Origin of the sequence: Sphingomonas alpina (assembly GCF_014490665.1) — a bacterium.
Classification (GTDB): Bacteria; Pseudomonadota; Alphaproteobacteria; order Sphingomonadales; family Sphingomonadaceae; genus Sphingomonas; species Sphingomonas alpina.
Genome location: NZ_CP061038.1, coordinates 3,511,111 through 3,529,724, shown reverse-complemented (window position 1 = coordinate 3,529,724; position 18,614 = coordinate 3,511,111). Strand labels below are relative to the sequence as shown.

At 64.1% G+C, this 18,614-nt stretch carries 22 protein-coding genes; 10 read left to right on the top strand and 12 right to left on the bottom strand.

Going from position 1 to position 18,614, the window contains the following annotated elements:
* Positions 1 to 7: 7 nt before the first annotated feature.
* The gene (locus tag H3Z74_RS16485) at positions 8 to 379 is read right to left on the bottom strand and encodes a ribosomal maturation YjgA family protein (RefSeq protein ID WP_187760664.1); all 372 of its coding nucleotides are present in this window, start codon (positions 377 to 379) and stop codon (positions 8 to 10) included.
* Positions 380 to 486: 107 nt separating this feature from the next.
* Between H3Z74_RS16485 and H3Z74_RS16480 the strand changes: the two genes are divergently transcribed.
* Positions 487 to 972, top strand: coding sequence for a GNAT family N-acetyltransferase (locus H3Z74_RS16480; RefSeq protein WP_187760663.1), 486 nt, complete (start codon positions 487 to 489; stop codon positions 970 to 972).
* Positions 973 to 977: 5 nt separating this feature from the next.
* Here the strand turns inward: H3Z74_RS16480 and H3Z74_RS24660 are convergent, their stop codons facing one another.
* The 3 genes from H3Z74_RS24660 to H3Z74_RS16465 form a co-directional block, all read right to left on the bottom strand.
* Positions 978 to 1,844, bottom strand: a complete 867-nt coding sequence (locus H3Z74_RS24660) for an EF-hand domain-containing protein (RefSeq protein ID WP_261300401.1) — start codon at positions 1,842 to 1,844, stop codon at positions 978 to 980.
* Positions 1,845 to 1,936: 92 nt separating this feature from the next.
* Positions 1,937 to 2,920 carry a hypothetical protein gene (locus H3Z74_RS16470; RefSeq protein ID WP_187760661.1) on the bottom strand — a complete coding sequence of 328 codons (984 nt, stop codon included), beginning with the start codon at positions 2,918 to 2,920 and terminating at the stop codon, positions 1,937 to 1,939.
* A 77-nt stretch (positions 2,921 to 2,997) separates the two neighbouring features.
* Positions 2,998 to 3,360, bottom strand: a complete 363-nt coding sequence (locus H3Z74_RS16465; RefSeq protein WP_187760660.1) for a hypothetical protein — start codon at positions 3,358 to 3,360, stop codon at positions 2,998 to 3,000.
* Positions 3,361 to 3,717: 357 nt separating this feature from the next.
* On the opposite strand from H3Z74_RS16465, the gene H3Z74_RS16460 reads away from it, so the two are divergent.
* Positions 3,718 to 4,422 carry an alpha/beta fold hydrolase gene (locus H3Z74_RS16460; RefSeq protein ID WP_229726633.1) on the top strand — a complete coding sequence of 235 codons (705 nt, stop codon included), beginning with the start codon at positions 3,718 to 3,720 and terminating at the stop codon, positions 4,420 to 4,422.
* Here H3Z74_RS16460 and H3Z74_RS16455 read toward each other — a convergent pair whose 3' ends face one another.
* Together H3Z74_RS16455 and H3Z74_RS16450 are read right to left on the bottom strand one after the other, a co-directional pair.
* Positions 4,423 to 5,046: a hypothetical protein gene (locus H3Z74_RS16455; RefSeq protein WP_187760659.1), complete on the bottom strand. Its 624-nt coding sequence runs from the start codon at positions 5,044 to 5,046 to the stop codon at positions 4,423 to 4,425.
* A 71-nt stretch (positions 5,047 to 5,117) separates the two neighbouring features.
* On the bottom strand, positions 5,118 to 5,819 hold the full coding sequence (locus tag H3Z74_RS16450; protein ID WP_315444157.1) for an HPP family protein: 702 nt from the start codon (positions 5,817 to 5,819) through the stop codon (positions 5,118 to 5,120).
* A 172-nt stretch (positions 5,820 to 5,991) separates the two neighbouring features.
* Here H3Z74_RS16450 and H3Z74_RS16445 point away from each other — a divergent pair, with 172 nt between their 5' ends.
* Positions 5,992 to 6,960, top strand: coding sequence for an alpha/beta fold hydrolase (locus H3Z74_RS16445; protein ID WP_187760658.1), 969 nt, complete (start codon positions 5,992 to 5,994; stop codon positions 6,958 to 6,960).
* 6 nt (positions 6,961 to 6,966) lie between these two features.
* On the opposite strand, the gene tam is transcribed toward H3Z74_RS16445, so the two are convergent.
* From tam to H3Z74_RS16420, 6 genes are all read right to left on the bottom strand, one after another.
* Entirely contained in the window at positions 6,967 to 7,743 is a 777-nt protein-coding gene (gene tam / locus H3Z74_RS16440; protein ID WP_187760657.1) for a trans-aconitate 2-methyltransferase, read from the bottom strand.
* 34 nt (positions 7,744 to 7,777) lie between these two features.
* A complete protein-coding gene (locus tag H3Z74_RS16435; RefSeq protein WP_187760656.1) occupies positions 7,778 to 9,157 on the bottom strand; it encodes a hypothetical protein in 1,380 nt (459 codons plus the stop codon).
* Between the two features lie 439 nt (positions 9,158 to 9,596).
* A complete protein-coding gene (locus H3Z74_RS24655) occupies positions 9,597 to 10,007 on the bottom strand; it encodes a TonB-dependent receptor domain-containing protein (protein WP_268234742.1) in 411 nt (136 codons plus the stop codon).
* Entirely contained in the window at positions 9,931 to 11,955 is a 2,025-nt protein-coding gene (locus tag H3Z74_RS16430) for a TonB-dependent receptor (RefSeq protein WP_268234741.1), read from the bottom strand. The genes H3Z74_RS24655 and H3Z74_RS16430 overlap by 77 nt, the downstream gene beginning before the upstream one ends.
* Before the next feature lie 407 nt (positions 11,956 to 12,362).
* On the bottom strand, positions 12,363 to 13,160 hold the full coding sequence (locus H3Z74_RS16425) for a crotonase/enoyl-CoA hydratase family protein (RefSeq protein ID WP_187760655.1): 798 nt from the start codon (positions 13,158 to 13,160) through the stop codon (positions 12,363 to 12,365).
* A gap of 2 nt (positions 13,161 to 13,162) precedes the next feature.
* Positions 13,163 to 13,624: an AMP-binding enzyme gene (locus tag H3Z74_RS16420; protein WP_187760654.1), complete on the bottom strand. Its 462-nt coding sequence runs from the start codon at positions 13,622 to 13,624 to the stop codon at positions 13,163 to 13,165.
* An 87-nt stretch (positions 13,625 to 13,711) separates the two neighbouring features.
* Between H3Z74_RS16420 and H3Z74_RS16415 the strand changes: the two genes are divergently transcribed.
* The 7 genes from H3Z74_RS16415 to H3Z74_RS16385 all read left to right on the top strand — a co-directional run bounded on the left by H3Z74_RS16415 (position 13,712) and on the right by H3Z74_RS16385 (position 18,612).
* A complete protein-coding gene (locus H3Z74_RS16415) occupies positions 13,712 to 14,116 on the top strand; it encodes a DUF2147 domain-containing protein (RefSeq protein ID WP_187760653.1) in 405 nt (134 codons plus the stop codon).
* A 459-nt stretch (positions 14,117 to 14,575) separates the two neighbouring features.
* The gene (locus H3Z74_RS16410; protein ID WP_187760652.1) at positions 14,576 to 15,208 is read left to right on the top strand and encodes a LysE family translocator; all 633 of its coding nucleotides are present in this window, start codon (positions 14,576 to 14,578) and stop codon (positions 15,206 to 15,208) included.
* A gap of 463 nt (positions 15,209 to 15,671) precedes the next feature.
* Entirely contained in the window at positions 15,672 to 15,851 is a 180-nt protein-coding gene (locus H3Z74_RS16405) for a hypothetical protein (RefSeq protein ID WP_187760651.1), read from the top strand.
* A 2-nt stretch (positions 15,852 to 15,853) separates the two neighbouring features.
* A complete protein-coding gene (locus H3Z74_RS16400) occupies positions 15,854 to 16,042 on the top strand; it encodes a hypothetical protein (RefSeq protein WP_187760650.1) in 189 nt (62 codons plus the stop codon).
* Positions 16,042 to 17,664 carry a portal protein gene (locus H3Z74_RS16395; protein WP_187760649.1) on the top strand — a complete coding sequence of 541 codons (1,623 nt, stop codon included), beginning with the start codon at positions 16,042 to 16,044 and terminating at the stop codon, positions 17,662 to 17,664. The genes H3Z74_RS16400 and H3Z74_RS16395 overlap by 1 nt, the downstream gene beginning before the upstream one ends.
* Positions 17,661 to 18,014, top strand: a complete 354-nt coding sequence (locus H3Z74_RS16390; RefSeq protein WP_187760648.1) for a Bbp19 family protein — start codon at positions 17,661 to 17,663, stop codon at positions 18,012 to 18,014. Before H3Z74_RS16395 ends, H3Z74_RS16390 begins: the two co-directional genes overlap by 4 nt.
* Positions 17,956 to 18,612, top strand: a complete 657-nt coding sequence (locus H3Z74_RS16385; protein ID WP_187760647.1) for a hypothetical protein — start codon at positions 17,956 to 17,958, stop codon at positions 18,610 to 18,612. Before H3Z74_RS16390 ends, H3Z74_RS16385 begins: the two co-directional genes overlap by 59 nt.
* Positions 18,613 to 18,614: the final 2 nt, after the last annotated feature.

Here is an 18,614-nt window from a genome sequence, read left to right as displayed (position 1 = left end):
TGACGCATTATCCGGTTCGCCGGCGCATCCGTTCGACTGCAATCACGAAAAGCGCGCCGGCGGCATAGGCGATGAAGTCGAGCGGATCGAAGCCCGCGCCAAGCAGGAAGCGGGCGGCGATATTGCCGCTGAGCCCGAGCGCGCCGATCAGGCCGAAGAGCTGGCCGAATTCGATCGCGACGGCGACGGCGAGGGCGATGCCGGCGGCAGGCATGACGCGCAACGGCGTCACGGCGCGGAGCGCGAGATAGAGCAGGATCACCGCCAGGCTGTCGCCGATATGCGGGCGGATCAGACGGTCATGGACGAACAATGCAATGGCGATCTCGACCGCGAACAGGGCGAGCGCGGCCAGCGCATAGGAGAGACGGAATTTCATCCGCTCCTCCTAGCCGCACGATGTCGGGAAACCATGCAGATCTTGCGCTGGTTCGACAGGCTTGCTGCCGGTTGGCACGCACGGCTCGTGTTGGCATGGAGTGGCGCATGGCCTCCGATATTTCCATTTCTCCAGCGATTGGAGCAGCCGATCTGGCGGCGGTCGCCATGCTGTTCGGCGACTATGCCGCATCGCTCGAGATCGACCTGGCCTATCAGGATTTTGCCGCCGAGCTGGCGGGACTGCCGGGGAACTATGCGCCGCCACATGGTGCGCTGCTGCTGGCGCGATCCGGCGAGGGCGAGCCGATAGGGTGCGTCGCACTCAGGCCAATGGCTGCCGCCGGCCGCTGCGAGATGAAGCGGCTCTATGTTGCGCCCGCCGGGCGCGGCACGGGGCTGGGCCGCGCACTGATGCAGGCGTTGATCATCGAGGCGCGGCGGATCGGCTATGCCGAGATGTGGCTCGACACGCTGCCGACCATGGCCGCCGCGCAGGGGCTGTATCGCGCGGCGGGTTTCGAAATGGCCGAGCCCTATTACGACACGCCGGTTGCGGGTACGGTGTTCATGCGGCGGATGATCGGCGCGTAGCGCGCTTATTGCTCCGGCGGCGGTGTGGTGCCGGCCGGGTCCGTGCCGCCATATTGCCCGCCGCCACGATTGTCACCCTGACCGTTCCAGCGCCGGTCGCCCCGGTGCTCGCCCCGCTCGCCGCCCCGGCTGCCGCCTTGATCGCCCCGGCCGAAGGTGATGCGGGGAAGTTCGCTCTTCTCGATCTTGCCGTCGCCATTCTTGTCGAGCTGGGCGAAACGCTGCCGGGCGGCGGTATCGAATTCGCGCGGATCGACGCCGCGGTTGAAATTGGTGTCGGCGATGGTGACCGGTTCGGGAAAATCGAAATAGCTGAATCGCGCGGCACCCTGCTTGCCATAGGTGACGCGTTTCTCTCCGTCGCCGGACGAGGCGTCACCTTCGCCACCACCACCTCCGCCACCGCGCATACCGCCGCCGCCATGACGACCGCCGCCACCCCCGCCCCCGCGATGACCACCGCCCCCGCCGCCACCGCGGCGGGCGGCGCCACCCCCGCCGCCGGCATCGCGCACGCGGATCTCGGGCGCGATCGCGGTTTCGTAATTCTCGATATCGTCGGGGTCGATCTCCCCGTCATGGCCGCGGTCGAGTACCGCGAAGAAGCGCTGCTCGTCATGCGTGAATTCCGCCAGGTCGAGTGCGCCATCATGATTGGTGTCGGCACCGTCGAACCAGCTATCGACCGGCTTGTCGCCGCGAAACGGCTCGCCCATCGGGCTGATGAACAGGCGGCCATGCGGGCGGTCGCCGGCCATGCCCGGTGGTCGCGCGCCCGGCGGCGGCGGCGGCGACGCGTCCTGCGCCCATGCAGGGACGGCGATCATGGTGGTGGTCAGCAGGGTCAGGCAGGTCAGCAACGTCTTGCGCATCGATCGAGTCTCCATCGATTCGCCCCCGCCGCACCAAGCGCAGCGCTTCGCGGCAATTTGATGTCGGTCGCGTCGCTATAATGGATGAAAGATCATCCGCGCCGCCGCCGGAAGCGCGCTTCGTCCTCCGTCCCGGCGATGAGCGCCTGGGCGCGTCCGATCGCGGTGTTGATATCGTCGGCGCTCTTCATCCCCCGCGCCTGGCGGTAAAGGGTCAGCGCGACTGGATAATCGCCGCGCTGCTCGGCGCACAGGCCACGATTGAAGACGATCGACAACTGGCCGGGCTGGTCGCGGTCGATCGCCTCCCATCCTTCGCAGGCGCCGCGGCTGTCGCTCTTGGACAGTCTCAGCACATCCTTGAAGCGCGCCGCGAGCGGCTTGGACAGACCGGCGCGATCCTCGCGATAACGGACCTTGTAGGTGTCGCCATGTGGTGCGATGTCGCCGCGCGTCTCGCCGGCAACGCTGTCGATCATGTCCGCGATCACCATTTCGGCGGCGCGCGGCAGGGTATCGCGCGGGCACCAGCTTACCGTTTCGTTGCGTGGCTTGCTGGCGGTGTAGACGATCGCGCCGTCCGCGATGCGTACCAGGCGAAGCGAGGCGGTCAGGGTGATCGTGCGCTGCATGCAGGGGACGGGCACATCGGCATATTTGAGGCATTCGCCCTCATCGTCGTCGCGACGCTTCTTGCCGTCCTTGGGCGCCGCCCGTTCGATGCAGCGGCGGCGCTGCAGCGTCACGCGGTGCTCCTCCCAATCCGACGTCGCCGATCCGCTGAGCACGCCATCGGCGCGAGGCGCGCGCCCGCCGGTATCGCCGAGCAAAGTGAAGTGCGGACCGCTTGCATTCTCCGCGCGCGACAAGGCGGCGGCGATGGCGTTGGCCAGCGGCTCGCCGTCACGGCCGGCAAAGCGGTCGATCGCCAGCCGCTGCAAATAGCTTGCCTCACGATTCTGCGCGGGAAAGCGCCCGCTGATCGTGATGGTCTCCGCGCTCGCGGCGGTCGCGGTCGCGACCAGCGAGGCTGCGATGAGGCGCAGGGCGCTGCGGTGGATGATTGGAGTGGCCATGGCGATATCCTTCCGGATCGAATCGATCGCGGAACGATATCGCCTATCGGCCCGGTGCGGGCAACGCGTCGCCGCGGTCAGTCCGGCGCGCCCTTCCACTTGCCGTCGCTGCCCTTGGTCAGCTTGACGATAAAGGGCTGGCTTGCCTTGGCTGCGGTGCCCGGCATCTGGATATTCACATCGACGGCGCAGACCTGCACGCCGGGCTCGGCCTGGCCATTGCACATCCCCTTGGGCGAGATCGTCGCATCCGCCAGTGCCTTTTCCAGCGCGGCCTTGGCGGCCGGGTTGGCGTTCGGATCCTGGAGCGATGCCGCCATCTGCTCGCGCGCGACGCGCTCGATGTCGCCATTGCCGGGACCACCGGTCAGGGCACTGCATCCGGACAATGCGGCGATGCCCGCCAGTGCTGCGATCAAGGTCGTCGATGGTCGCGTCATTTTGCCTCCTGTTGGCTTCGGATCGAACCGGCATAATGATCGGCGCGCGCTTCGGTTCATTTTTGATCGAATAATGCGCGAAATGACGCTGCTCGATGAATTCCGCGATTCGATTACCTGTGACGTAATCGACTTCGGCTCGCACCCTGCGCATTTTCTCCCGGCAACACAGGCCAGGAGGCACATCATGCACGGATCATTCGCAGCTCATTCAATCCACGGCGGCGCAGTCGCCTCGCGGATCGACACGGTCGAGACGGCCGACGGCGCGCGCCTAGCGGTACGCGACTGGGGAGCGGCGAGCCGATCCTGTTCCTGTCCGGCTGGACGCTGCCGTCCGATTTCTGGGGCCCGCAAATGGTCGGCTTTGTCGCACGCGGGCATCGCTGCCTGTCGTTCGATCGGCGCGGGCATGGCCGCTCGTCCGATCCGGGCTGCGGCTATGATCATGATACGCTGGCCGATGATATCGCTGCGGTGATCGATGCGCTCGGGCTGCGCGGGCTGACCGTGGTCGCGCACTCGATGGCGGCGATGGAGGTCGCGCGCTATTTCTCGCGCCATGATGGGGCCGGGATCGATCGCGTCGTGCTGGTCGGTGCGATCACGCCGTTCCTGCTGCGCACCGACGACAATCCCGAAGGGATTGACGGCGCGGTGCTGGCGGCGGGCAGCGATTTGTTGATGACCGACTTTCCGGCCTGGATCGCGGCCAATACCGATCCCTTCTTCGTCGCCGGGACCAGCGATGCGATGAAGCAATGGGGGCAGCGCATGATGCTCGGCACGTCGCTGCTGGCTGCGGTCCAGCTTGCCCAGGCCAATGTCGCGACCGATTTCCGCGCCGATCTGGCGCGCATCTATGTCCCGGCACTGGTGGTGCATGGCGACCAGGACGTGTCGGCGCCACTCGCCGTGACCGGTGCTCGGACAGCAGCGCTTATCCCCGATGCGCGGCTGATCGTCTATGAAGGCGCGCCGCACGGCCTGCCGCTGACCCATGCCGAGCGGCTGGCGCAGGACATCGCCGCGTTCATGGCGGAAGAGCCAGGCGAGCGTTGACTAGGGCGCGCTTCCCCGCTCGCGCGCCGCGACATAGGCGGCCAGTGCGGCTTCGTCGCCAAAGGGCGGGGCCTCGCTCCGCGCCGCGCGCGGCCCGTCGCGGTCGAAGGCGCTGTAGAATGTCGCGCCGCTCGCCTTCGGTGCCGGACCACCGGCAAAGCCGATGCTCCGTGCGCCATCGCTCCAATGGGTGCGGATATCGCCGCGGCCAGCGATCTCGCCCAGGTCGCGCACGCGCACCACACCCGATCTCGGCACGCGGATCGCCGCGCTCTTGCCGGAGAAAGGCAGCTCCATGCCGCGCCAGGCGATCGTGGCCGACGCGGTGCGATCCTCGAGCAGGATCACCCAATGTGTGGCGAAGCCGGGCGGCACATCGAAACGGATCATGGGCGGTGGAGACCAGGTGCTTTCAAAGAAGGTCGCGATGACGATCAATGCGCCGATGCAGAGCCCGGTGGCGCCCATGCCGAGTGCGGCGAGCGTCCGCTTGCCGCTCTGCCAGCCGAACCTTCCGGCGATAACGCGGCCGAGGACGAAACCGATGCCGAACCCCGCGAGCAGGATCAGGATCATCGCGCCGAGGATGACCGCCGCCAGCGCGCCCATGCCGTCTCCGCCCATGCGGTCGTCCTTTCAGCCCGGTTCTGCGGCGAGGATGCCCGATGGCCGGGCGGAATGCCACCCGGGCGCGGTCAGGCCGGGCGCTGGCTTCTCTCTCGGGCGTGAAGCTCGACCTGCCGAAACAGCAGTTCGAGATCAGCTTTCCCGACATCGAACGTCTCGCCGAGATCGGCGAGCGCGCGATCGACATCTTCGGGATGGAAGATCGGGGGCGATTGGGGCGGCAGGACATGTCCGGCCACGGGCACGGCGCGGTGCGGATAGGAATGGCCGGACAGGCGGTGGAACAGGATGCCGGTCAGCACGAGCAATGCCGAATTGAGCCCGACCGGCACCAGCGCGAACAGAAATCCCGCCGAGGTGACCATCTTGCCGCCGATCACTGCGGTCAGCGCCACCGCGCCACCTGGCGGATGCAGGCAGCGCAGCAGCGACATGGCGAGGATCGCACCGCCGACCGCAAGGCCCGTCGCCAGCGCCGGCGACGATATGGTCTGCGCGACCGCCACGCCAACCAATCCGGAGATGATATTGCCGCCGATGATCGACCATGGTTGCGCCATCGGGCTGGCCGGCACCGCGAAGAGCAGCACAGCAGACGCGCCGACCGGCGCGACCAGCATGGCGAAGGCGGCGGGCGACAGCATGAGCGAGCAGAGCAGGCCGGTGAGCGCGACGCCGACCAGCGCGCCGAGGCAGGCCCAGAAACGGTCGCGAAAATTTCCACCGGCCAGGATCGGAACGAACAGACGCATGGCTTGGCGACGAAACATCGGACCTCCCGACAAATGAAGGCGTGCCTTTGCGCGAAGGTGGCTATGCCGCAACGTAATTTCCGTTCACCGCGATCAATGACAGCTTCGTAGGTGCGGGTAGTCATCATGTCGCGCTGGCATCCGGCGGCGATCGATGCTTTGATCCGCTCAAAGTATAAAGGGCCGTCCCATGACCATCGTCTTCGTGATCCTGATCGTTCTGGCCGCGCTGATCGCCGCGGGGCTGGTCTATACCCAGGCGCGCACGCGCTTTGTGGAGCGGGAGGTACCGGCGCAGGGAAGCTTTATCGAGATCGATGGGCAGCGGCTCCATTATGTCGACAAGGGATCGGTCGAGCAGGGGGAGGGCGGGGCGATCGTGTTGATCCACGGCCTGGCCGGCAACAGCCATAATTTCACCTATGCACTGACCGAATTGCTGGCGCAGCGGCATCGCGTCGTGGTGGTCGACCGACCGGGGTCGGGCTATTCGGCACCGAGGCCGGGCGCTTTCTCGCTTGTCGCACAGGCCGATCTGGTCGCCGCGCTGATCGAACGGCTTGGGCTCGACCGGCCGCTGGTCGTCGGCCATTCGCTTGGCGGTGCTGTGGCGCTGACCCTGGCGGTGACGCATCCGGCATCGCTCCGCGGCGTCGCATTGCTTGCCGCGCTGACCCGCGTGATCGACACGCCGCCGGCGGCGTTCAAGGGACTGGATATCCGATCGCGCGGCGTGCGGCGTTTCGTCGCCTCGGTCGTGGCGGTGCCGATGTCCGTGCTGGCGGGAGCTAAATCAGCCGAGCAGGTCTTCGCGCCCGAACCGATCCCGGCCGATTTCGGTGTGCGCGGCGGTGGCCTGCTGGTGCAGCGGCCGGTCGCGGTGTTCACGGCCTCGACCGAATTGACTCAGACCCCCGACTCCCTCGCGCCGATCGTCGCACGTTATGGGGAGATCGGCATGCCTGTCGCGATCCTCTATGGCCGTGGCGATGCGATCCTCGACCCGGTCCTGCATGGCGAGCGCCTGCCGGAAGTGATCGCGCATGCCGATGTCACGCTGATCGACGGGGGGCACATGATCCCGCTTACCGCACCGGTCGAAGTCGCCGCCTGGATCGAGCGCGCGGTGGAGCGCTCGCGCGAGGTTCAGGCCGCCTGAGCCGACTTATGTGCCGCGCGTCGCGACGATGAACAGGCGCGGGAAGGGGAACAGCACCATGCCATCGGCAAATGCCGGATAGGCGGTGGCGATCCGGGCGCCGTACCGCTCGAGAAACGCGGTCTGTTGTACATCGTCGAGCCGGTCGAGGAATGGGCGCAGGCCGGTTCCCTTGAACCATTCGACTATCGCGCCGGGCCCGCCCGCGAGCTGATGATAATAGACGGTGCGCCAGATATCGACGCCTGCGACGCGTCCATATAGTGCGCGGTGATACCAGTCGGGCGAGTGGCGATTGGCATGGGCCGCGCCCGCTCCGGCCAGCGTCGCGGCCCAGGGTCCCTCGGCTGCCACGTCGCGCATCAGCTGGTGAGCGGGTTCGTCGAGATTGTCGGGAATTTGCACGGCGAGACTGCCGCCCGGCGCAAGCCTTCCGATCAATGCGGGGAGCAGCGTCGCATGGTCCGGCACCCATTGCAGCGCGGCATTGGCAAGGATCAGGTCGAACCGTCCGGGATCGTGCCAGTCTGCGATATCCTCGACTGCAAAATGCACTGCGGGCAACCGCTTGCACGCTGCCGCAATCATGTCGGCGGAACTGTCGATGCCGCTCAGCTCGGCACTGGGGAAACGTGCCTGGAGGAGCTCGGTCGAATTGCCCGGGCCGCAACCGATATCGATCCCGCGGCGGACATTGGTCATCGGGATCCGGGCGAGAAGGTCGTGGATCGGGCGGTTTCGCTCCGCTTCGAACCGGACATATTGCGCGGCGGACCAGCTCATCGGGTTTTCCTCGCCATTCGAACTTCCCGGCCCGTCAGATTGAATAGGCCAGCTCGAAGTCACCCCAGCGCTTCCCTGCGAAAGAGAGCGGCACGAAGATCAGCCGCACGACGATGAATCCGCCGCTATAATCGTCCATGCGATAGATCGTTGCGGTGAAGTCGCCGGCATTTTCCTTATATTGGCGCAGCCGATCATCATACATGATGCGGCCATTGCGGCAGTTGCCGATATCGTGCGCCGGATCGCCGGTCGGCCGTTGCGAGCGGGACGAGATATGCGTCGGCAGGAACCCGCTCATGTCGCTGCATACCGCCGAACGGATATGCGGCGCGCATGTCAGGGCCGAGTCGAGAAATGGCCGCCACTCCGCGTCCGCCCACTCGGTCAGCGAGGTCCGGAAACGTTCGGGCAGGCTATCGGGGATCAGCCGATATTCGTGGTCGAACAATTGTTCGATGCTGAGCGTCCCTTGTTCGAGTGCGCTCTGGGTCAGTGTCTGCAACCGATCGCGCAAATCGATCGCCAGCGTCACATAGGCCTTATCCTCATCATTCAGGCCGAGTGCAGCGGCACGCTCGAACGCAACCCGCCCGGCCTGTTCAAGCCGTGTCGCGCGCGCCTGGGTCTGGCGGAGCAGCACGCGCGCCTGGCCCAGCGCTCGAGCGGCCCCGGCGATCAGCTGGAACAGGTTCGACGAAACAGCATTCGCTTCGCTGAAGATTTCAGCGACCATCCGGCCGCCTTCGATGCCGGCCGACAACAGTTCATCGACCTCGCGCAGAGCGGCGAGCGGCTCACTCAAGCCGTTCATGAATTCTTCGACATCATTCGCGATCCCGGCCGCATTCCGTGCCCAGTGGGCATGGCCGGTGCCGACCCGCTGCCGTTCGAGCGCAAGGTCACCGGCGATCGTCATGAGATCCCCGCTCAACACATGCAACGCAGCGGCGACGCCCAGCGACTGGCTGTCGCGCGCTTGTTCCGCGGTGGTATCGAGCGTTCCGGCGAGCGTCTTCGCCGTCGCTGAAAGGGTGTGGAGCCGGGCCATCGCATCGGCAAGCGAACCCCCATGATGCGCCTGCTGGTCCAGGCCCAGATCGAGCAGCCCGCGGATCGTCGCGCCCTTGGTCGGCGCATCGCGCGCCATCGCGTTGAGCCGGACGGTCGCGCTGGCAAGCCGGGCATTTGCCTGGGTCGTTACTGCGCGCACTCCATCAAGCGCCGAAGCAAGCAGCGCGTTCGACTGGTCGAGCGTTCGCGCGGTTTCGCCGAAGTCATAGAGATCGTCATAATGATGGGCGATTGTTCGATCGAGCTCGGCAAGCTGGCCGACCACCGTTGAGACTTCCTCGGCGTGCCGACCGACCGAGACGCTTCTGCCATGATTGTCGACTATGTTCGATTGCACCATTGGGTATGCCCCCCAATTTATACAAGTGCGGTTGCGACCCGCTCTGGTAGCTTACGCATCATCGAGGCACATGCAAACGCGCTCTTCGTTCCATGACTTGAAGCGAAGGAATTGTGACAACAATACAATGGTTACCGATTATCCGTGGTAGCGAAAGTCGAAGATCCAGCCTTGCATGTAAAGTCATGGCCTTCAACAGCTGCATTGCGATCATTGTTTCGAACCGTGCAATTTCGGAGCAACCGCCGACGGTCAATTTGTCGATACGCGTACGCAACGATCCAGTCCGGGTCGGGGACTCCCGCTCCATGGAAAGTGTATGATTATATTGTGATAGGCAGGATTCGCGCGACCGCAATCTCGCGCGAGCATGTCGGAATCGATCTATCCTCCGCTCCCCGTCTGGAAGGCGGAGGAGATCTGGATTGGGTTTGAGGTCCTAAAAACTCGCGTCGAGGCGCATGCCGGCATAACGGAACGAGTCGCGTGCTGGTTGCCAAGTGGTGCCGGAGGCGACCACGCCCGGTGCGCTGAAGCCCGACGTCGTATTGCCGAGTCCGACCGCATAATGCTTGTTGAAGGCATTGTTGACGAACAGGCTGAGCTTGTACTTGCCATCGCCCGCGGTCGCGCCGACCGAAGCGTCGAACACACCATAGGGCTTTTGCACTGTGACTGGATCCTGGTTGAGCGCGAAGTTGATCTTGCTCTGCCAGCGATAGGATAAAGTCAGAAAGCCACCCAGGGAGTCGCCGAGCGGGAAATCGTACTGGCTACCCAAATTGAACTTGAATTCGGGCGCGTTGTTGAGCCGCTTGCCGCTCAGGTCCTGGACCTTGCCGGGGTTCACCGTGACGCGCGGATCGAGGATGCAGCCCTGCGCTACCGTCTGGTTTGAAAAGCAGGGGCCAAAGGGGGAAGTCTATGATCTTGGCGTCGGTATAGGCAGCGGAGCCGTTGAGACTCAGGCCCTGGAACGGTTTGGCCAGGACCTCGAGTTCCACGCCACGCGTGCGCAGCTTGCCGATCGAATTGAGGAAGGTGAGATAGGTACCGTCGGGCAGGAAAGACTGCACCGAAGTCTGGAATCCCTTATACTCGGTCGAGAACAGGGTCGCGTTAAGGATGAGATGACGATTGAACAGGCTGTTCTTGAAGCCGATTTCGTAATTCTTCGCGGTCTCCGGCGGCACGGGGCCGGCCGCGGCGAAGCGCGCGCTGAACGTGCTGACCAGATCATAGGCCTGACCCTTATACCCGGTCGAATAGGTCGCATAGGTCATGATGTCGGGCGTGAAATGATATTGCAGGCCGGCCTTGCCGGTGACTGCGTTGTCGGAATCGGCGCCGCGCAGCGTGAAAGGCGCCGCCACGGTGTAGTTTGAGAAGCGATAGTCGATCTTTTGCCGGTTGACGCGCAGGCCGCCGACCGCCGTCAGCTTGTCGGTGATGTCGAAGGCGAGATCGGTATAGGCGGAATAGTTGCGATTGTTGCTCTGCGCCAGATAGCGGACGAATTGCAGTACCGGCCCGCGATCGAGGAAGCGGTCGAGCGAATTGCGCGCATACCATAGGCCGACAATGTAGCGGAATCGCTTGTCGCCGGGCGAGGTGATGCGCAGTTCCTGCGTTGCGGAATTCGCATGGAAATTGCCGTGAATGCGCGCGCCGCTGTTGATGCCGGAAGGCGATGCGGCGGGGAAGTTGAGCAGGAAGGGCTGATCGGTGCCGTCAATGTCCTGATAGTCGAACATGCGGTAACGGTCGAACGAAAGGATGTAGCCGATCGTCGCGCCGCCGAGGAACGAGTCTTCGGGTGTCGTGTACGTGGCGTGGAAGGTCGCGCCGTACATGCGTGAATCGCCACCGGCGCGTTCATCGTTGCGGATACGGACATTATGGCGATCGTTGATGGGAATGCCGGCAAGCACGGAGCTGGCGGGCAATTGCGGCAAGCCCTGATAGAAGAGGCCCGGGGTTAGCGAGGTGATCGGGCTGACGCAGCAGGTCGCCTCGGTCTTGTTGTAGCGCGGCTGGATCGACGCGGTGAAATCGTCGGAGGGAGTCCAGACCAATTTGCCGGTGACGGTCAGGCCCTTGCTGCCATTTTGCCGATTGCCCGTGGTCAGGTTGATGATGTTGCCGTCATAGACGTTACGCGAAGCGGTGACGCGGAACTTCAGCGTGTCGCTGATCGGGCCGGCCAAAGTGCCGCCGACGCGCCATTCATGATCTGTGGTAACGAGGCCGGTGACCCGGCCGGTAAAGGTGTCGGTTGGTGCCTGAGTGGTGATGTTGAGCACGCCGGCGATCGCACTCTTGCCGAAAAGGGTCGATTGCGGACCCTTCAGCGCCTCGATCCGCTCCACATCGATCAGATCCTTGAATGCCGAGGCTTGTAGCCCGATCGGCACATCGTCGATCACCACCGCGACGTCGGACTCAACCGCGATACCGTTGGAGAAGGTGCCGATGCCGCGCATGTTGATGCTGAAATTGCCCGGTTGCGAGCCATAGGTGACGGTCAAGCCGGGGACGAGCTTGGGCAGATCGGATATGTCGCGGACATTCTGGCGCTCGATCACGTCCGCGGTCAGCGCAGTTACCGATACGGGGACGTCCTGCAGGCGTTCGACGCGCTTGGTCGCGGTCACGACGATATCGGCGATGCCATTATCGACCGGCGCAGCGTTTTGCGGCGCGGTGGCGGGGGGACTGTCCTGCGCCAATACCGGGTTCGCCACGATCAGCGCCAGCGCGGACGTCGCGCCCTTCAGCAACACAGAGCCTCTCGACATGATTGCATCCCCTCTCGACTATCTTGTTCGTTATCGTGGTGCCCCGTCGCCATGGTGCGCCGATCGGGAAACCGCGATGCTGCCAGCCGTTCGATCGCGCTCGAGGCCCGAAGCGACGCCAATCGCCCGAGTCTCTATCAGCATCCTAAATGTATGACAACTATTTGTATGACAACTTCATCGTGGTGCACGCTATTCGTCGCGCAGAACGATCATCTGGCGGTTCCGCCCGCGGCTTTTCTCGAGATGGCGGCGTGCGACGCGACGGGCGCGGACCGGGTTGTCGACCGCGATTGCTGCGCCCCAGTTGATCGACAAACTGATCGGCGAGCGAGGCGGCCTTGGTCTTGAACATATCGACATCGCAGCGCCAATGCGTCGTCACGCCAGAATTTTTGCGTCAGCTGTCATGCAATAGGGCTTGTGTCGACCGCTCCGCATTTTCCGTCCGTTACCCCACCGCGCCCGGCACCGCGGGCGAAGCGGCCGGCGCCGGCCAACCCCTCGGTTCTGAGCGGAGCTTCACCACCTTCGCCTTCTTGCGTCAGCGCGTCGGACAGGTCGCAATCCCATTGGCGATAGGCCGAAAGACGATCGGCACGCATGCACAGTTGCGGGAAGGCAGCGATAGTACGGGCCAGCTCGACCGCGTGTTCCAGCGTCTCACCCGATGGGCAGATGCGATTGGCGAGGCCGATCGCAAGTGCTTCTGTCGCATCGACCGCGCGGCCGGTAAGGATCATGTCGAGCGCGCGGCCTTGGCCGATCAGCCGGGGCAGGCGTACGGTGCCACCATCGATCAACGGCACGCCCCAGCGGCGGCAAAACACGCCGAAGATCGCCGATTCCGCCGCAACGCGCAGGTCGCACCACAAGGCGAGTTCAAGCCCGCCGGCGACTGCATGTCCCTCGACCGCTGCGATCACCGGCTTGCTGGTCAGCATGCGTGTCGGGCCCATCGGTCCGGGTCCGTGCGCGTCATAAGGTGGGGTGGACTCGTGGACGCTGTGCAGGTCGTAGCCGGCGCAAAAGGTACCGCCCGCGCCGGTCAGGATCGCGACCTTTGCCGCGGGGTTTGCATCGAAGGCCTCGAACGCGGCGCGCAGCTCGATCGCGGTGGCGGAATCGACTGCATTGCGGCGCGCCGGGCGGTCGATCGTCACGATCGTCACCATGTCGCGCTGTTCGATCACTATATTGGTCATGCTCAGATCCTGCGCTCGCGGCCGGCCCAGAAGGGCTCGCGCACCGCACGGCGTAGCGGCTTGCCCACCGCGCTTTTGGGGATTTCGTCAATGAAATGGATTTGTTTGGGCAGCTTGTAGCCGGCGAGAAAGGCTCGGCAATGGTCGATCAGTGCGGCTGAGTCGGGCGGGGTGCCGCGGGCCACAATGAACGCGGCGACCTCTTCGCCCCATTGCTCGCTCGGTACACCGATCACCAGGGCTTCGGCGACCTGAGCATGCCCAACCAGCGCGTCTTCCACTTCCTTGGGGTAGAGCGGGGCGGCACGAGCGGCAAGCAGCGAAGCGATGCTGCGCGATAGCTGGTCGACTTCGGTAAAGCTCAATTCCGCCGTGCCGAAGCGCACTGCGACACGGCCTCCATGGGCGGCCGCACCGACGTCGATCAGCTCATTCAGCAGCATGAAATGATCTTCGCGCGACACTGAAACATGTCAAGCCGGCCCGACAGGCGGATATTCCTTGGCCGGGGGGCGTTGGCGGTATTGGCAAGAACCCGGAGGAGAAACCGGATGCGCGTTTTCAGTTCTATGATGGCGTTGACCGCGGTGTTGGCGACCGCCCCTGCGTTCGGCCAGTCGGCTGCGCCCGCAGGCATCTGGGCGAATCCGGCCAAATCAGTGCATGTCAGGTTCAAGCCATGCGGGCCGGGGATTTGCGGCACGGTGATCTGGGCGAGCCCCAAGGCGAAAGCCGATGCGCAAAGTAAAGGCACCGACCCGCTGGTCGGCGAACAATTGTTCCGTGATTTCGAGCCCGAGTCGCCGGGGCTGTGGAGTGGCGAGGTGTTCGTGCCCGATATCGGCAAGACCTTCTCGGGCACGCTTCGGCTGATCGACGCGCGGACGATGGTCGGCGAAGGCTGTCTGTTTGCCGGGATCGGCTGTCGTTCCCAAACCTGGAAGCGGATCAAATAAGCGTCGCGGGCCCGGACTCTGCATGACCTGGAGTCTTTGAGGTCGGGCGTACCTGCCCGGCCTGAACTGGCAATACTCGACATTGAGAAAGAACGTGCCGGATCACCCGGCAAGGGAGGGCATGCCCAACCTTCCGCGATGGTTGAATCGTCGCCGGCGGCGGGGCTGCGGAAGGCGCAGCGAGAGATATGGGACACCCCTTGTGTCGTATTTCCGGCGCGAGGCGGGCGAGGCAGGCTGTCGATTGCGATAAATCGCATAATTGTTATGTATTACAATGTTTTACTAAGAATTTCGCCCGATTCTTGGTATAAGCAATATGGATGGCAAACCTCGTTCTGCTATCCAGCAAATTGATACCTGGACCGCGCGGTGTGCCGAAGATTGCCGTCATGCTTCCTCTGGCTGAAGCTGTAACCGCTTGTTAGGGTGTCACGAATCCAGGAGCGGGAGTTTCGCATGACGGTCGTCCAGTCGCTGATCGCCTTTGTCGTGGCCGCCACCCTGCTTTCGATCACGCCGGGCGTCGATACGGCGATGGTGCTCCGCACGGCGACTGGTAGCGGAGCAAGGCGCGGCTTGCTCGCGGCCGCCGGGATCGGCCTTGGTTGTCTCGTCTGGGGCTCTGCGGTTGCGGTTGGGCTGGGAGCGTTGCTGGCGGCGTCGGAGATCGCTTTCACCGCGCTGAAATGGGCCGGGGCCGCTTATCTCATGTGGATGGGAATCCGATTGATCCGCAGCCCGCGCCAGTCGATCGACCTGGATGCGGTGGGCGGCGTGCAGCGGGCGGATCGACCAGCGCAGGTCTTTGTGCGCGGCTTCCTGACCAATATCCTCAATCCCAAGGTGGGTGTGTTCTACATCACCTTCCTGCCGCAGTTCGTGCCGGCCGGGGCGAATGTCGCGCTGTTCAGCTTCCTGCTCAGCTTGATCCATGTGGTGATCGGCACGGCATGGCTCGGGATCCTGATCGCAGCGACGGTGCCGCTGACCCGTACTCTGTCCCGGCCGGCCGTGGTGAGATCAATAGACCGGCTGACCGGCGGCGTCTTCATCGCATTCGGGATCAAGCTGGCGCTTGCGCGGCGATAGAGGGCCAGAATTTTATCGACCTGGGTAGAAGCATCTTCCCCTGTTCGTGCTGAGCTTGTCGAAGCACCGCCCTTCTTCCTCTGCGTTGACACAGAGAACGGCCCCCTTCGACTGCCTGCCAAGGCAGGCGCTCAGGACAGGCTTCGACAAGCTCAGGGCGAACGGAAGGGAATAGGTGAATTAGCTCGAAAGCGCGCTAGTCCTTCGGCTTGCGGCGGGTCGCGTGCGGTATCGTTGGATTGTGCCATGATCATCGAAACTCCGCGGTCGTCCGGTAACTGGCCGACGGATGAAATTAGGCACCGGCACGCCTGGAGCCAGACCGCAGCCGGGATCCGGCCTCGGACAAATTGTCCCACCCGAATCAATGACCAGGCATTTGCGATGCCGTCCGATTCAACATGGTCGCGACCGGGGCTAACCGATGTGAATGTGTTCAAGCAATCCAAACGGAAGGGACGCCATGCGCAGGATCGTCCTCGGCATCGTGGGGCGCAAATCGCCCGATATCAGGGGCGGTTCGCAACCGGCCACCAATGGCGTGCAACGCCGGATTCCACCGGCTGCCGCACCGCCGCGCGTCAACCCGAACGCGCTGGGTAACGCCTCGGGTGCAAATACCACCACTGTGCTGGGGGGCTGATCATGTGCACACCGAAGCCGCCCAAGGCCCAGACGATTCCCGAACGCCAGGCGCTGAAGCTGCCCGATGGCGGCGCGACGGCCTTACGAGTCGATGACGAGATTCGCCGCCGCCGTGCACTGATGGCGTCGGCCTATACCGGTGCGCTTGGCATGGGCAGCGCACCGACCACAACGATCCTGGGGGGCTGATGGAACAGACACTCAAGGAGCGCTGCAACCGGCGCCTGTCCGCACTCAAATCCGCGCGCCTGCCCTATGAGGCAGAGTGGCGCGAGATCGCGCAATATGCGCAACCCTCGCGCTCGCGTTTTCTCAACGGGGAGCAGAATCGCAATTTCCGACGTACCAACCGAGCGATCTACAACAGCCACGCGATCCTGAGTTTCCGCACCCTGACCGGAGGCATGACCAGCGGTCTGTCCTCGCCCTCGCGCCCTTGGTTCCGGCTCGCGCCGTTCGACGAGGATCTCGCCGCCGACGGCGCGGTGAAGACCTGGTTGGCCGAGGTCGAACGGCGGATGTACGCGTTCCTGGCAGGCACCAACTTCTACGGTGCGATGAAATCCGGCTATGCCGAGATGGGCATGTTCGGCACCGAGGCATGTGTGATGGTCGATCACTGGCGCGAGGGCGCTGTGTGTCACGCATTGACCGCGGGTGAATTCTGGACCGCCTTGTCCGATGCGAGCGTGCCCGACACGCTGTACCGCCGCGTGCCGATGACGGTGCATCAACTGGTGCAGTCGTTCGGGCTCGATGGGGCAAGCGACTTTGTGCGCACCGCTTATGGCAATGGACGCCATGACGAGACGGTCAACGTCATTCATGCGATCGAGCCGAATGATGATCGGATGCCAGACGTAAAGGACGTGCGCGGCAAGCCGTGGCGATCCGTCTATTGGGATGAGAATGACGGTAACGCGGAGCGTCTGCTGAGCGTCGGCGGTTTCGAGGAACAGCCCTTCTGGGCGCCGCGCTGGGACACGGTCGGGGGCGACACCTATGGCACGTCGCCCGGGTTCGATGCGCTGCCCGATATGCGCGAGCTGCAGTTGCAGACCAAGCGCAAGACCGAGGCGACCGAGTTCCTGATCAGGCCGGAGAAAATCGTGCCCGCATCGGTCAAGCTGACCGGGCAGGCGGGCAATGTCGTCTCGGCATCTGCGGTCGATGCCGCAGGGGTGATCGTGCCATATCAGATGAACCCGGCGGTGATCGGTGCGATCATGGAGGATGTGCAACGTTGCGCCGACGCAGTCGGACGGCTGACCTATGCCGATCTGTTCATGGCGATCACCAACATGGCCGGCATCCAGCCGCGCAACATCGAGGAGATCGCGAGCCGCAATGAAGAGAAGCTGACCCAGCTTGGGCCAGTGATCGAACGCGTCAACAATGAGAAGCTGGAGGTGGCGATCGACCGCACCTTCGGGATCATGGCGCGCAAGAAGCTGTTCCCGCCTGCGCCCGAGCAATTGCAGGGAGAACCGATCAAGGTCGATTTCGTGTCGATCCTTGCCCAGATGCAGCGGATGATCGGGATCGGTCAGATCGAGCGGACCGTGTCGTTCATCGGATCGCTTGCCGCGCAGTTTCCCGAAGCCGGCGACCGGCTGGATATCGACGCGGCGGTGGACGATTTCGCCGACCGGGCGGGAGCGCCGCCCCGGATCATCCGCTCGGTCGACGATGCCCGGGACCTGCGCGACGGGCGGGCGCAGGACGCGCAATCGGCCAAACTGGCGGCAATGGCCGGTCCGGCCAAGGACGGGGCCGAGGCGGTCAAGGCGTTGATGGGTATGGCGCAGTGACCGACCCTGCCGACAAACACATCTTGCTCGAAAGCGCGGCCTTTCGCCGCTTCCTGTTCGACCTGATCCAGCGTGCTGGCCTGTTCGATGCGAGCGCTTCGAGCGCCGATGGTCGCACCCTTTATCTCGAAGGTCGGCGCTCGCTTGTGCTCGAGATTCTGCGCGACCTGGAAGAAGCCCAGCCTGACCGGTCCGCTTTCGCAATTCCTGTTCTCACCTTGATTCAAACCCTGCGCGAACAGGTCCAATCGCAGCCAATGGAGAAAAGATTTGGCAGACGAAACAGCACTTATGCAGACCTCGGACCAGAGCGCGGGGGATCAGAGCTGGGGAAAGCCGGCGACGATTGACGGCTTTGACAATGACCATCCCACCGCACTAGGCGCGGAGCAGGATCTGGCATCCGGCAGCAGAGATGGATTGGATGGCGCGGATGCCGCCTCCGGTATCCCCCATAGCTATCAGCTGACTGCGCCGGAGGGCATTACGCTCGACCCCGTGGCGATCGAGGCGGCAACGCCTGTATTTCGCGAGCTCGGCCTATCGAATGAGGCAGCCAACAAGCTGATGCCGGTTGCGGCGGACTTTGCCAGGGGCATTACCGACAGGCTCAATCAGCAGATCGTGTCCGAGGTGCAGGCGAGCCGCAAGGCGTGGCTGGACAGCGCGCGGGCCGATCCGGAGATTGGTGGTCCGCACTGGAGCCGGACCATCGCCACCGCGGCTTCCGCGCTCGACGCGCTTGGTTTCACGCGCGGCTCACCGTTTCGCATGCTGCTCGACGAGAGCGGCCTCGGCAACCACCCCGAAATGATCCGCGCCTTCCACAAGGTCGGCAAGGCGATCGGCGAGGACAGCAATTTCACCCGCGGACAGTCCGCATCATCCACCAGAAAGGGTCCGGCGGAAACGCTCTACCCCGACGACACCCCCAAGGGAGGACATTAAGT